We start from the raw sequence: 14,124 nt of genomic DNA on the forward strand, positions 1-14,124 counted from the left end.
TTATTTATCGATGATTTGCAGTTTCATTTCGTCGGAATTGGCTTTGAGTTCGGGAGCGTACATGCCCTCGCCCGTAGTCGGTAAGCCACTGAACTTCCCGGGTATTTCGGCTCGCAACCGGTAATTCAGACTATGTTTTCCGCGGGGCAGTTGTCGGATGTAAAAGACCACGCGGTCATCCCGAAATTCCTGATAGTTCCTCAGTCCGTTGTAGGAGTATCCACTGCGAAGTTCGACCGGTTCCAGACCAGCGGCGCGGAAATCTTCGAATACCAGATATTCATAGTCATTTTTGCTGTCGAAGATCAATTCCACTTCCACGAGGTCGCCACTCTTGAGGGCAGTCTCACGTGTGATTTCCTGACGCTGGTATTTCTCCACGCGCTGGTCGACGACCTGACCTTCCGAGCCGGACGTTTTAATGTCTGCGTCTTCGGGAATCAGCTGGTAATACTTGCGCTCAACTTTGACTTCCAGACCTGTGGCTGTGATGAAGTCTTCCTTCGTGAAGTAAGTCACATAAGCATTATAGTATACCGGCCCCCGCCCCTGCTTCCGGATCTCCAGACGATGGGCCCCCCCAGTCAATGCATCCCCTTCCAGAACAAACTTGTTGTCATAGGTAAACAGATCGGCGGCAGTAATTTTCACCTCTTTCTGTTTCTCACCGTCCAGGTAAACTTCGAGAGTCAGATCGGGTTGATCTTCTCCACTGGCTGTCCAGTATTCGGCCAGTGCTTCGACTGCGATCGCAGTGTCAGACACAGAACTCCAGTAGGTGCCGTGCTTGCGATTGTTAAGCAGATACTTGACCAGCTGAGCCGCTTTGGGGTTCTGCGGATCCACTTTCGACAACAGCTTGAGATAGTAGGCATTCGCTTCCACTTCATTACCGTACCAGTGCCACCACCAGTTGTTTTCTGGCAGATTAAGATAGGCGGTCTGATTTTCAGGATCCTGTACCAGGTACTGGTCCATATTATCCATCAGCATCGCCAGCCGATCCTGTCGTTCCAGCTTATGAGACGCCAGTCCCAGCATCCCCAAGGCATAGACCGACAATTCAGTACGATCCCGATACAGGAAATCATACATCTGCTCATTGGTGACGCCCTGATTAACCAGAACCAGGAATACATAGGCATCCAGGTTGGACGCATATTCTTTATAGGGTTTCGTTTTAGCTGGCGCATTCAGAAGCTTCCGAACTTCCTGTTGCTGATAGTTCTTCAACCACTCGACGCCGCGTTCCAAAGTGCCAGGCACCAGCGCAACATCGCTCTGCTGAGCCAGGGCCAGCCCCTGTACGACTCGGGCAGTGAAGAAGGGAGACGACCGTTCCTGCCAGCCAGAGAACCAGCCCCAGCCGCCGTCAGACAGCTGCATACTGGTCAAATCTGCGACGCCCTGCTTCACGATCAAATCCACCTCACCCTGATTGAAGATCGGATTCTGACCATAGCGTTTCCACTGTTCAGCCCGTTTCTGATCATCGCCAATTTCCTGGGCATTCAGATTGGTCCGTTTCCGCTCAATCTCCTTCAGATCCAGCCCCATTTGTTTCAGAATGTTCTGGGTCATCACGGTTGGCAGAAAACGATACAGGGTGCAGTCCGTCGTTTTATGGGGGTTGTAAATCAGATAAGGCAGTGCATCGACCATCGCTCCTGCCAGAGAGGGAGAATAACGAAGTTCCAGGCGACTGAGTTCTGTCGTCCGCTGGCCAGGAATCTGAAAACTGATCTGAGCCGAAGAATCGTCGGGACGAATACTGCCGGTAAAAGATTCTGTTTTCAAAATTCCGTGTACTTTGACCGGGAAAGTCATCTGCATCGCATCGGATTCCTCATCGGTCAGTGCTTTCATACGAATCACGGCAAAACCGGCACGCGAGGCTTTGACGCGCCAGTCAATCCGTTTCTCGCCATTCGCGTCAATCGTCACCGTCTGAGTCAGTTCATCCAGCGGTTCCAGCGCATCGCCGTCCAGTTCAAGCACTACCTTCACATCCTTGGATGTCTTCAGATAGTTATGCACATTCGCACTCAGCACGACTTCATCAGTCTCTGTAAAGAACCGGGGAGCCTGGAGCCGGATAATCAGATTTTTACGAGTAACAACTTCACGCTGACCTTCACCGACCATGGTCCCTGTGCCCATTGACCAGCTGCGAATCTTCCAGCTGGTCAGATTCTCGGGCATCTTAAAGGAGACCTCAGCTAATCCATCCTGGTCCGTATTGATCGCGCCATTCCAAAAGGCGGTATCTGCGAAATTCTGACGAACGGCTGGTTCGACTACAGCTGAAGATCCTGCCGAAGCCACAGCAGCATCTGCCTGTAACTCACTTGCCTTTTCTTCGGCAGGGGCCATGCTGAGGGGGACTCCCGCCATGGGGGTTGCTCTGCCAGACTTCATAGCTGGTAAGACACCCGGCCCCGGGCCTTCCATGACTCCGAATTGATCCGATTTATCAGCATTCGCAGGCATCAGATTTCCAAAAGCCCCCAGCATCTGCATGCCGACTTCACCTTGCTTAAGCAGGTTATGAAAACTCCGACTGAGGCTACTGTAGGTCAAAGGGTGATGTGAGCGCTTCCATTTCCAGAAGAACGATTTGATGTCACTCACATTCGAACCGCCGCTGATGTACTCCACACTCTTGTCATAGACGCTCACCACCAGGGAACCCTCAACCGGATTTCCTTCCGCATCGGTCACCTTCAGCTTCACGGTCGCGTCCTGACCGGGCTTATATTCGGTTTCAGAAGATTCGACTTCCAGATTGACCACCCGTTTTTCTGGTGGAACGGCAATTTCACGTGCTTCGGTAAACACCTGCCCCTGGTGAATTGTTACAGCTTCCACAAACAGGTTCGGTAGATCTTTGCGCGTCAGTCCCAGCTCATAAGTAGTACTCTTTCCAGCCAGCTTGAGCACCTGTGGTTTCTGATAGACTCCATTCACAGGACGCAAGAACAACAAAACGGTGCTACCCGGCTGATTCGTATTGATCAATAGACGAACTTTTTCCACCGGCTGGTAATTCTTCTTTTCGACAATAATTTCCAGGTCATTGAAGCGATACTCCTTGCCGTCAAATCCTTCACCTCGGATCGTGAACAGGGAGCCCCCTTCAATCTGCTTTCCCTGCTTGTCAGTTACAACACAGGCAACTCGATATTGTCCGGATTGAGCCGCGGACATCTTTTGAGTGATTGTGCCGTCCTCCTGGGGATTGACGTCCCATTCCTGGACCGCCGTTTCCTGTGGTTCTCCCTGTTGATTGTAGGTAATGCGGTATAACACGATCTTCCCGGTTCCCTGGACCGGTTTTTGATCGAGAGTCTGTGCCTTGAAGCTGGCCGTCATCGAATCGCCAACCCGATAATACCCCCGATTCATCCAGGCAAACACTTTGAAAGGTTCACGGGCTACCAGCACCGATCCTTTTCCCACGATCGTACGCCGAGACTCGTCAACGACTTCCGCTGTAATTTCATATCGATGGTCTTCATCACCGTGAATGGCTTTCGCCAGTGCTGTATCGATCTCGATTTCAACCTCACCATTGCTGCCAATCGGAACCGTATTCGACATGACGACTTCTGGTGGTGCAGAGCGACGATGGATCCACCACGGACCGGGGGCAATACATCCCCAGCGGCCCCATCCGGGATACCAGGGATGATCACCGGTAAACCACCAGTAACCGGATCCGTACAACCAGTCCCAGGGATCATAGGGATACCAGTGCTGCTCGTAAGAGGTGCGCGTTACTTTGTATTTGACTTCCGCGTTGATCACCGGACTGCCAAAATAGTACTTTGCCTTAATTTTGGCTTTAATAGTATCTCCCAGCGCCACGGGTTCATCAGGTGCCTCGACTGAGACTTCGTACTCCGGCTTCTTATATTCCTCAACGCGGAACGAGAACGACGAAGCAAATCTGCGATTTCGATTTTTCCCCGATGCAAAGTCATATTTGACTTCGACTACAAAACTATAGGAGCCCAGAGCGGCATCTTTGGGAATCTCCCACTCCCCGTTTGCACCGCCGTATTCGTCGGTTGTCAGCGTTTTTTCAAAGATCTGTTTCTGATCTCGCCCGATCAGCTTTAATGTAACCTCACGTTGATCAAACAGGGCTTCTTCTGATCTTGAAAGATCATAACCCACGTTCCGGACCCAGAATTTATAATCGACCTTCTGGCCGGGACGGTAGACGGGACGATCGGTGATCCCATAAATCTTGTTGACTTGATACTGTTCCTGGGGGGACGGCTGGTACCAGAATCGATCGAACCCCTGGTAAGCAAATCGACCTGACTTCGTACGGGCGATGGCAATCCATTGAAACTCGCGTTTCAGCAGATTCTCTTCAGGAAATGCCTGACCGTTTTCATCGGTCTGCTCTGCAAAACTGGCGGTCAGAGTCTGTCGCTGATTACGGGCGACGTATTTGTTCTGATATCCAAAAAACTCCAGATTCGCATTGGGCACCGCCTGCCCGCTGCGGGCATCAGCCACATAATAGAAGGTCCGGTCTGCCATCCGCTTGTGCACGATGACAGTATCATCCAGCCAGACGACAATCCGACTGGTATTCCCGTCTTCCATTTTCGCGATCAGCAGATATGCTCCTGCATTCTGCAGCGGGGTGGCGACAGTCACACGACGGTCCCGGTGTCCTGCCAGAGGTTCCAGTTTCATATCCCAGCGAGAGACCAGTTCTCCCTGATATTTTTTCTGCTGTTCCTGAACCAGACGATATCCCAGGTTCGAAATATTGATTTTATTCCAGTCCAGGCGGTCCGGATGTGACTTGAGATAGTCTTTGACATCTTTCAACAATTCAGCAACGTTGATCTGATACGCTTCAAAATGGACCTGCTTACCGTTCCGGAAACGATAATCGACCTTAGCCCCCTGACCTGCGGCCTGTGTTTGAGTGGGCGCGAATTCTCCCCAGTTGCCAACAATCTGCTTCAGATGTTTCTGTTTATTTTGCCCGGGATCACCATACTCTTGAATGTTCTGCTGCAGGTATTTAGCAGCTTCTGGATACTGTCTCCGGTTCTCAAAGACACTCGTCAATTGAGCCAGTGCGTTTTCGGCCTGGTTGCTTTTACCCAGTGAGATCACCTTCTGATACAGCAGAATATAATTCTGATCGGCGGGCAACTCGAAGCGTTGAATTCCCGTTGACAGACGTGCGAGGGTTTCGGATCCTTTCAGACTCTCCAGAGAATACGGATTAACCTGCTCTTCCTCTTTGGCATCGTCCATCGCGCGAGTCCGGTACAGCAGGGGAAAATATTGCTGCAGGGTCTGTACGCCAAACTGACTGCGGGTAAAATTCGCGACTTCCAGAAGCACACGCGCTTCCCGCATGGGCTCCTGTTTGACTGATTCCGCGAGCATCCAGCGCCAGCGTTCTCCATCATTAGCCGCTCCCTCCCAGGACTCGGGCACTCGATAGTAAACGGGCTTGCCATTCGCATCCACGGGCGCCCCGTCCGGCCCTCCGCTGGGTTCACCCCGAAACCAGTTACCAGGTTCTGCCCCGACGCTCTGGTAGTCGGGGGTTGCCTCAAGATCAGTCAAAATCTGAAGCTTCCAGGCAGCGCGTCCCTGGCGGCCTGACATCAGGTATCTGGCATAGTCAGCATAAATCTGGGCTGCGAGCGCCGGGTCATTGGAAGTCTTCAATTCCTCAACCGCCTGACTCATCAGCTGTAAGGCCCGGAGACGGTCCTGTTCCCGTGTATTCACATATCGACTGCCACCCCGCTGGTGACCGCGGATGAACTTACCATCGATGATATATCCGAAATATGGTCCCTGAATCAGTGTTTCTGCAAGACGGGAGAGAACCAGCGGTTCGTCGCTGTGTACTTTGAGAATTGCTTCTCGAAACGCGTCGATTTCACTGACGCGATTCAAACGCTGCAGACACTGGATGCCTGCCTGCAGATCATGCACCACCTCTGTTGCTGAACTGTCCTGTCGGGTTGCCAGCTTCTGATACAGCTCCCAGGCATCCCGGTAGTTCCCCTGTTTCTGATAGGAATCTGCCAGCGAACGGGCTTCGGGCGGACTTTTTTCTGCCGCAAAGAGATAAACTCCCAGCGAGGTCAGGCTAACCAGCATGCATGACCAGAGAAGGTGTTTTTTTATGGATAACTTTAACATTGCAGGACCTGTATCAAGATGTGTTTAATTTTGAAGTGCTTCAGACGGGAATCATAATATTTCGCGTTGGTTTGACGAACGGAATTCCCGCCGAGTTCCCGAAATTCTCATAATTTTCAAGCCATACAGAAAAACAAGGTAGGAGAAACCAGTGGATTACTGCATAATCCTGAATCAAATTGATCTTCCTGCATGTATTATGCTTCCTGGCGCTCGAGAGACTCTTCGATGGACTGGATTACAGCGACAATCTCACTTACCGGTTACCTGATTACACTGGCGCTGATTCCCCACATCCTGCTGCAGAAGAAACGACACCCCGTCTCCACGGTTTCCTGGATTCTAAGTATTCTGCTGCTCCCCGGTCTAGGTGGTATCATTTATCTCTTCTTCGGAATCAACCGCGTTCAACGACGTTCCAGATCGAAAGAGCGGGCCAATCAGTCGCTGGCTCCCAAACTCCCCCAGATCATCCAAAACCAGCTGCTCTCCAATGATGAGTACCTGGTCCTGAATCAGAATCTGATGCGGCTGGCACAGAACATCGCCCATACTGTGCCCACCTATGGCAACAGTATCGAACTGTTGACAGATACCAACCGCACACTGGGACTGATTAAACAGGCAATTCTGAACGCCCAACATTCCCTGCACCTGGAATACTATATCTGGCAACCCGATCAATCAGGCACCATGTTGCGCGACCTGCTGATAGAAAAAGCAAAAGCAGGCGTTGAAGTTCGCTTTCTCTACGACGGTTTCGGGTCAATGAATCTCAGGAACCACTTTTTCAAGCCGATGATTGCCGCAGGAATACAGGTCGCCCCCTTCCTGCCAGGTGCCTCAATTCGCGAACGCTGGTCGATCAATCTTCGTAACCATCGTAAAATTGTGATTGTCGACGGGAACGTGGCATTCACCGGTGGTATGAACATCGGAGATGAATATCTGGGGCAGCATCAGAATCTTGGATTCTGGCGCGATACTCATCTCAAAATCGAAGGCCCGGAAACACTGCAGCTGCAACAGGTGTTTGCAGAAGACTGGTTCTTCGCCACCGGAGAAGCATTGACTCATTCGCAGTATTTTCCCCATCCGGAAACCGATGGGAACGTCACAGCACAGACGCTCTGTTCCGGGCCGGAAAAAAATGCAGATGTTTTCCTGACCCTGATGTTTGCCGCCATCAATGAAGCCCGCGAGAGTCTGTTACTGACGACGTCTTATTTCGTCCCGCCAGAATCATTAACAACCGCGCTCGAATCAGCAGCGCGGCGGGGAGTTCATGTGAGACTGCTGGTTTCCGGTAAGTCAGCAAATCCCTCGACCGTACATGCCGGCCGCTCCTATTATGATTCGCTGCTCGATGCCGGTGTGGAAATCTATGAGTACAACAAGGGAATCCTGCACTCCAAAACACTCACGATCGATGGCTGCTGGTCCCTCGTGGGGACCGCCAACTTTGATTCCCGCAGCCTGATTCTCAATTTCGAAGTCGGACTGGCAATCTATGACCGCAAGTTTGCCCAGCGGCTGAGAGAAACCTGTGAACAGGACCTGCTGGATGCGACCAAAATCACTGAAGCTGAATGGGATCAACGCAGCAGACTGGTGATATTAAAACAGAATATCTATCGCCTGTTTGCGCCCGTCATGTAACGGCACGCCTATCGCGTTGTATGCCGATAGGCTTCTGACGCCCCCTCAGGCAGTCGGGACAAATAGCGAATCAGCTGAACGGCCTCGGCTTTCGTCAGTAAATTCAGCAGCCCATCCGGCATCGACGATTTCTTGACGGGAATGATCTCATCCACGTCCTTCTTTTTAATCAGCTGCCGCTTCCCTTCACTGGTCAGCAACATGATCTCATCGGGTCCCGCTGCGCCCATCATGCCGGTATGAGACTTACCGGCACTGGTAATGATGGTAAACGTGGGATATTCTTCGGAAACGAAATGGGAAGGAAAGATGGTCGCCTGCAGGATCTCCTTCTGCTGGAAACGCCTGCTGACATGAGTCAGATCAGGTCCGATTTTCTCACCTGTTTTTCCAAAGAGATGACATTTGACACAGGTCGCTTTTACAAACGCCTCAGCTCCCAGCTTCAGATTAGCCGGTTTAGTCGACTCGTTCTTCAATTCTTTCAACAGGCCGGCATATTTCCAGCGGCTGTCCTCTGATTCCACAGGAAGTTCCGCGGGAAGTTCGTCTGGATATTTTAGAGCAAACCATTTCTGCCAGGCCACGAGCGGAGATGAAGCAGCTTCTCCCGACTGTTCGGGATGTTGTCCAGTCCAGTGCTCCAGCAGTTTCACTGCAATCGCCTGTCCCTCAGGATTCTGCTGCAGCCCGACCAGAATCACCTGCCGAATCCATTGTGCTTTGTTGGATCGCCTGTGAAAGCGAGTCAATGCCTGCATCACGGCCCGGGCCTGTTTTCCTTCGACGATATTTAACGACCGAACGAGAATTCGCCAGTCGGCGTCCCGGCGCTGATTTTCCTGTGAATACCAGCTGATCGCCTCAGCCACATCATTTCGTCGCTCGGGATAGGATTCGAAAAGTTCATGCAGGTAGATCAGAGTCGGTTCGTCCGCAATGCGTCCCATGGCAATCAACAGCGCATTGAGCTGTTGCGCTGCCCGAGGATCTTTCTGCTTCTGTTTCTGTAACTTGATCTCCAGATCGCGTAAAGCAGGTAGCTCTGCCCCGGTAATGCGTTTCAGAGGTTCTCCTTCCACCAGAATCTGATAGTCACCATCCGCGACTTCATACAACCAGGTGTTTTCCAATCGCTCAATTTGTACGGAGATCTCTGGTGAACCGGCTCGGAGAGGTGAGCGAAGATCCGCTAACAGCGAGAGACTCAATACCGTGCAGATCAGAAACGTTTTGCCAGGGAGATTCATAAAGGGACTCGGATTAAAAAGACATTTCAATAATTATTGGACTCTTTAATCTTACTGAAGGAAACCCGCTTCACACTATGCTCCTTTTCCGTTTTTGTTTAAAATTCGAACAGGTATATCCGATTAATTACACTTTTCAGGGACGAACCATGATCCTTACAAAACTGATACACAACCTTCGTCAGCAAAGTCTGTTTCGCGCCGCTTTTGTTTGCAGCCTGCTGCTACTCACATTCAGCTGCTCGTCACAAGAAAGCCAGGAAACGACAAAAACTGAGCCGCAGCCCGAAGCTGCTCCCTCCGAGACAGCAACTCCCGAAGCCAAACCTGCTCCCGAAGCCAAACCTGCTAAGACAGAAGATATCACACTGACCTTAAGCGATGCTGCCGGTTTTGAAGAGATCCTCAAGCAACAGCAGGGTAAAGTCGTTCTGGTTGACTTCTGGGCAACCTGGTGTATTCCCTGTGTCAAGAATTTCCACCATACGGTGGAATGGAATCAGAAACTCGCCGATCAGGGGTTGAGTGTCATCTCGGTCAGCATGGATGAATCAGACGAGGCAACTCAGAAAGCCGTTCGCGAATTTCTCGAAAAGCAGAAAGCGCAATTCACTAACGTCCTGGCGACCGCAGCTGATGACAAGGATCCGATGGAGACCTTTGGAATCGATGACGGCGCGCTCCCGCACTACCGTATCTACGACCGCAGTGGGAAACTGGTTAAGAAATTCTCTTTTGCAGACCCCAGCCAGGAAATCACGCAGGCAGATATTGAAGCAGCAATCGAAGCAGCCCTCAAACAGAAACCGGAATAAGACATTCCCCAGTCCGAGTTTATTGCATGTTTCAAAAGCTCTGGTCGACTTGCCTGGATGAGGTTGTTGGTTTCTATCTCCTGCATCGGTTCTTCTACTACCAAAAGCAACCGCTGGTGGTCTCGAGTGCGCGTGAAACCACGCCGGAACTCCAGAGTGGTGAGTTAGACCAGTTTTTTTCTCCGAAACCGGATCCAGCCCAGTTGGAGTATCAGTCCGAGTTACGTCCGGTCTCCAAGACTACATTCCCCTCTGCGGAAGTAAAAGACTTCAGGTTTCAGTCCAGCGTCGCCAGCGGATTTCCTGAAAATGACCGCGTCAAAGGTCGCCACTGGAAATCGACCGTTCAATCCACGCAGAGTAACAACCCGGAACGCCTGACCGTTGTCGCCGTTGATGGAATTGTGCAGTTGGGGGTCCGCAGCTTTAACAGGCTGGCGGAACGATTAACGCCACACGGGATCGATGTGGTCATGCTGGACAGCCCTTTCAATTTCCGACGCACTCCTCCGGGATACCGACCTGGCCAGTTAATCGCAGGGGGAAATATCGACCACCAGTTGATGGTCGCCCGGCAGGGAGTTCTCGATCTCTGGAGTCTGATTCTGACACTCCAGTCTCAGGGACATCGTATCGGTCTGATGGGCATCAGTCACGGGGCCTGGTTAACGCTGATAGCGACTCTGCTGGTGGAAAACCTTGAATTCGCGCATGCGATTACGCCTCCTGTCGATCTCTTGCGAATCCTTGATGAAGGGGGCACTGTAGTAAATGCAATCCGCCGTGGCGCCAGTCATGATCCGCCTGAGGAAGCTCAACTGGAAACGCTTTGTAAACCACTACGATTGAATCAGTGGCAACCATTGTTATCTCCAGATCAGATTCGTCTGCATATCGCCGACTTTGATCGCTTTGTCCCCTCACTGCGGATCGCTGAGCTGGCAGATCAGTGGGGCACCAGGGTCTCGCATCACAAACTGGGACACATTGAAGCGACCACGGGGCCGAAAGTCGTCTATCAGGTCGCAGAAGAGATTCTCAAGCGCTATCAGTAAAAGCAGTGACGCGGTCAGTAATATGCTCTCTAACTGAAAGCTCATTCAGTTCAAAGATCTTCTCGATACAACCTGTACAACCCGCATGGTTTTCGCACAGTTCCCCGCTTTTCGAGAGAATGTGTTGAGAAAATGCATCATGTTGTTTCCTGGCAACCTATCTTTGATTGAAAGGCTGGTTGAAGACTATTGCTCTTTTAGCTGTGGACTTGAACCACTTTTCAGTGGGCCTGTAATTTTCAATCTCCCCTGTGAGATAAACCGATTTCATCCGTCCCTATTGTAGAAACCGTTTTGAAACCATTCAAAACAGGTCATTGCCAAGGAAGAAACAATGCAGGTACGAGTTCGTGATCTGATGACCCAGAGTCCGGTCAGTGTGCCACTGGGAACAACTCTTCAGCAAGCCGCCCGGCGCATGATCGAAGCAGAATCGCCTGAAGTCTACGTGACCGACCATCAAATGCGACTGGTCGGCGTTGTCCCCGAGTACAACTTTCTGAAACAGAAATTGCAGCTCGCTGACATGAATGCTCCGGTTGAATCCATCATGCATGTTCAGTTGGAAACCCTCTCACCGGACGACGATGCCTTGCTGCAGGCTCCGCTGTTCCGTGATCGTCGCAACAGCTGTATGCCTGTGACAGACGAGGGACTGCTGATCGGAAAACTGACCTGCCGCGACCTGTTCCGCCTGATGCTGACATTAGATGAAGTCGACTGCGACACAGAGCAGGAAGTGAAAGTGTCTTCCACGACGGAAATTCACTCCTCAACGCACGACATCAATCCGCCACACCTGAATCGAGTCAATTCTCATCGCCAGTTGCTGCAGTTGCATGGTCTGATTGACGACTAGCCGAAAAGACCTCACAGCTCCTAATTTTGAGTTGTCTTGAGGTCGATGCCCATATCTTTGAACAGTAAGATCATGTCTTCCCAGACGTTCTTCTTGGCGGATGGGTTTCTCAGCAGGTAGGACGGATGGTAGGTACACACGACTCTGGCCCGACCATATTCGTAAAACTGCCCGCGCATCTTGCCAATCGGAAGCTCTGAGTGCAGCAGATTCTTTGCAGCCACTGACCCCCAACAGACGATGTAATCCGGATCGACAATCTCGATCTGAGCATCGAGAAAGCCTCGACAGTTTGCCGCTTCCTGATCAGACGGATTCCGGTTTCCAGGAGGCCGACACCTGAGAATATTCGCGATATAGATCTCGCTGCGTTTCATCTGGCAGGCTTCGATAATTTTATCCAGCAGCTTCCCTGCCCGTCCCACGAAGGGCTCTCCCTGTTTGTCTTCATCCGCCCCGGGTGCCTCACCGATAAACATGATTTTTGCACTTGGATTCCCGACTCCAAATACGGTCTGAGTGCGTGTCTCAGCCAGTTCCGGGCACTGACGACATTGAGAGACTTCCCCAGCCACAATATCCAGTTGTGCCTGGCGATCTGCCTTGGAAAGTCTCGATTTCGTTGTTCGGGGCACGCTCATTTCCTTTCGCGGGTCTGCGGTCTCAACAACCGGTTCAACAACATGTTCTACTGCTGGCTCTGGCGGGGAGACCGGTGTGCGTTCGGGTGGAGTCTCAGGCTCAGCGGGACGTATTCGCAGCGGCGTTTTCGATTCAGGGACAGCAGGTGGAACAACTTCTACAGGCGCAGAAACCACGGGCGCCGGCTCGATATGTTTGATATGCGTCAGCCCGGAACGCTGCCAGCTTTGCATAAACTGACGAACGGCCCGTTGTGCCCGCTGTTGTTCCTGATCAGACATCGGCTCTCTACCAATCCTTTAATGCTTGACCTTGCAACCGGGAACCGCTTCCTTGAACTTCTTGATCCCGTCATCTGTCACCTGGGTGAAGCTGACCTGCACTTCCTTGAGATTCTTCAAGGCTGTGAGTTTCTGTAATCCTTCATCACCGATTTCCGTTTTGCTCAGGTTCAGATATTCGAGTTTTTTGAGGGGCAGGAGATGCTCCAGACCAGAATTGGTAATCTGGGTACCTTCCAGATTCAGCCGATTCAGATCGGTAAATCCGGAGACCACCTTCAAACCTTCATCAGTAGTTTCGGTACCCCAGAGGCCGAGACGGGTCAGTTTTTTCAAATCTTTGAGCTGCTCCAGCCCTTCGTCCCCGATCATCGATTCATCCAGATCGAGATAGGTCAGCTCCGTCAGTCCCGATAGATTCTTCATCCCTTCATTAGTGACCACAGTATCACGCAGATGCAGTGTCTGCAGTTTCTTCATATCTTTGATATTTTCGATGCCGGCATCCGTCACAAAGTCGCGACGGAGATGCAGGGCTTCCATATTGGTCATCCCCTTAAGATGCTGCAGTCCTTCATCAGAAATTTCTGTATCATCCAGTTCCAGTGATACCAGGTTCTTATCCTTGAGCAGAGCCAACGTCTTATCTGAGATGTTGCGTCCCCAGGTATTCAGTCGCTGCAGATTTGGTAGTTGAGCGACATCTTTCATGCCGTCATCGGTCACCTGAGTTGCCTGGACCTTCAACACTCTCAGGTTTTTCATATCTTTGATCAGCGGCATTCCTTCGTCGTTGATTTCCTTATTGAAACGCAGATCAAGGTCTTTCAGCTTGGGAAACTGTGCGACTGTCTTCAGTGCATCGTTGGTAATATTGGTCGCCCGCAATGAGAGTACCTGCAGATCCTGCAGGTCGGCAAGATTTTTGACCCCTGCATCTCCAATGGCCGTGCTTTCCAGACTGACAAACCAGAGCCCCTTCTTTTTACCGATCTCTTTGGTCGCTGCATCGGTAAAATTTGGCCCCCAGATAATCAGCCGTTCCAGGGAAGGCAAACCAGCCAGATGCTTCAGGTCTTCGTCCTTGGCGTTGGTCCCTTTCAAATCGAGAATGAGCACCCGCCCATCGTCGGAGGTTACCATTTTCGCATCCAGAGCTTTGAAGGCTTTGACCGCTTCAGGATCATCGGGTTTTACCGTCGCTTCTTTCTCTGGTGCGGTTTTCTGTTCTTTACCTTCTGTCGGCTGTTCCTGTTTCTGCTGTCCCTGATCAGACGGAGGATTGTTAGCGGGGCAGCCGCTAAACAGACACAAACCTGCCAGAGAAAGTAATATCTTATTCTTCATCCTGAGATCCCTCATAGATTT

8 protein-coding genes are annotated in these 14,124 nt (G+C 51.3%); 4 read left to right on the forward strand and 4 right to left on the reverse strand.

Annotation, left to right across the window (positions count from 1 at the left end):
• A complete protein-coding gene (locus tag HG66A1_RS17025; RefSeq protein ID WP_232106595.1) occupies window positions 1-6,153 on the reverse strand; it encodes an alpha-2-macroglobulin family protein in 6,153 nt (2,050 codons plus the stop codon).
• Window positions 6,154-6,423: 270 nt separating this feature from the next.
• Between HG66A1_RS17025 and cls the strand changes: the two genes are divergently transcribed.
• On the forward strand, window positions 6,424-7,854 hold the full coding sequence (cls, locus tag HG66A1_RS17030) for a cardiolipin synthase (RefSeq protein WP_145186454.1): 1,431 nt from the start codon (window positions 6,424-6,426) through the stop codon (window positions 7,852-7,854).
• Window positions 7,855-7,862: 8 nt separating this feature from the next.
• Here cls and HG66A1_RS17035 read toward each other — a convergent pair whose 3' ends face one another.
• Window positions 7,863-9,104 carry a c-type cytochrome gene (locus HG66A1_RS17035; protein ID WP_145186457.1) on the reverse strand — a complete coding sequence of 414 codons (1,242 nt, stop codon included), beginning with the start codon at window positions 9,102-9,104 and terminating at the stop codon, window positions 7,863-7,865.
• A gap of 149 nt (window positions 9,105-9,253) precedes the next feature.
• On the opposite strand from HG66A1_RS17035, the gene HG66A1_RS17040 reads away from it, so the two are divergent.
• The 3 genes from HG66A1_RS17040 (at window position 9,254) to HG66A1_RS17050 (ending at window position 11,833) form a co-directional block, all read left to right on the forward strand.
• Complete coding sequence (locus HG66A1_RS17040; RefSeq protein WP_197993520.1) at window positions 9,254-9,919, forward strand: TlpA disulfide reductase family protein; 666 nt, start codon at window positions 9,254-9,256, stop codon at window positions 9,917-9,919.
• 26 nt (window positions 9,920-9,945) lie between these two features.
• Complete coding sequence (locus HG66A1_RS17045; protein WP_145186464.1) at window positions 9,946-10,974, forward strand: alpha/beta hydrolase family protein; 1,029 nt, start codon at window positions 9,946-9,948, stop codon at window positions 10,972-10,974.
• A gap of 334 nt (window positions 10,975-11,308) precedes the next feature.
• Window positions 11,309-11,833 carry an HPP family protein gene (locus HG66A1_RS17050; protein WP_145186467.1) on the forward strand — a complete coding sequence of 175 codons (525 nt, stop codon included), beginning with the start codon at window positions 11,309-11,311 and terminating at the stop codon, window positions 11,831-11,833.
• A 20-nt stretch (window positions 11,834-11,853) separates the two neighbouring features.
• On the opposite strand, the gene HG66A1_RS17055 is transcribed toward HG66A1_RS17050, so the two are convergent.
• Together HG66A1_RS17055 and HG66A1_RS17060 are read right to left on the reverse strand one after the other, a co-directional pair.
• A complete protein-coding gene (locus HG66A1_RS17055; protein ID WP_145186470.1) occupies window positions 11,854-12,756 on the reverse strand; it encodes a uracil-DNA glycosylase family protein in 903 nt (300 codons plus the stop codon).
• Window positions 12,757-12,774: 18 nt separating this feature from the next.
• Entirely contained in the window at window positions 12,775-14,103 is a 1,329-nt protein-coding gene (locus HG66A1_RS17060) for a leucine-rich repeat domain-containing protein (RefSeq protein WP_197996635.1), read from the reverse strand.
• Window positions 14,104-14,124: the final 21 nt, after the last annotated feature.

The organism is Gimesia chilikensis, from assembly GCF_007744075.1.
GTDB lineage: Bacteria > Planctomycetota > Planctomycetia > Planctomycetales > Planctomycetaceae > Gimesia > Gimesia chilikensis_A.

Bases quoted from the DNA above. Each gene is read 5' to 3' on its own strand.
- HG66A1_RS17035 (WP_145186457.1), bottom strand. From the start codon at position 9,104: ATGAATCTCCCTGGCAAAACGTTTCTGATCTGCACGGTATTGAGTCTC.
- HG66A1_RS17060 (WP_197996635.1), bottom strand. From the start codon at position 14,103: ATGAAGAATAAGATATTACTTTCTCTGGCAGGTTTGTGTCTGTTTAGC.
- HG66A1_RS17055 (WP_145186470.1), bottom strand. From the start codon at position 12,756: ATGTCTGATCAGGAACAACAGCGGGCACAACGGGCCGTTCGTCAGTTT.
- HG66A1_RS17050 (WP_145186467.1), top strand. From the start codon at position 11,309: ATGCAGGTACGAGTTCGTGATCTGATGACCCAGAGTCCGGTCAGTGTG.
- cls (WP_145186454.1), top strand. From the start codon at position 6,424: ATGGACTGGATTACAGCGACAATCTCACTTACCGGTTACCTGATTACA.
- HG66A1_RS17040 (WP_197993520.1), top strand. From the start codon at position 9,254: ATGATCCTTACAAAACTGATACACAACCTTCGTCAGCAAAGTCTGTTT.
- HG66A1_RS17045 (WP_145186464.1), top strand. From the start codon at position 9,946: ATGTTTCAAAAGCTCTGGTCGACTTGCCTGGATGAGGTTGTTGGTTTC.
- HG66A1_RS17025 (WP_232106595.1), bottom strand. From the start codon at position 6,153: ATGCTGGTTAGCCTGACCTCGCTGGGAGTTTATCTCTTTGCGGCAGAA.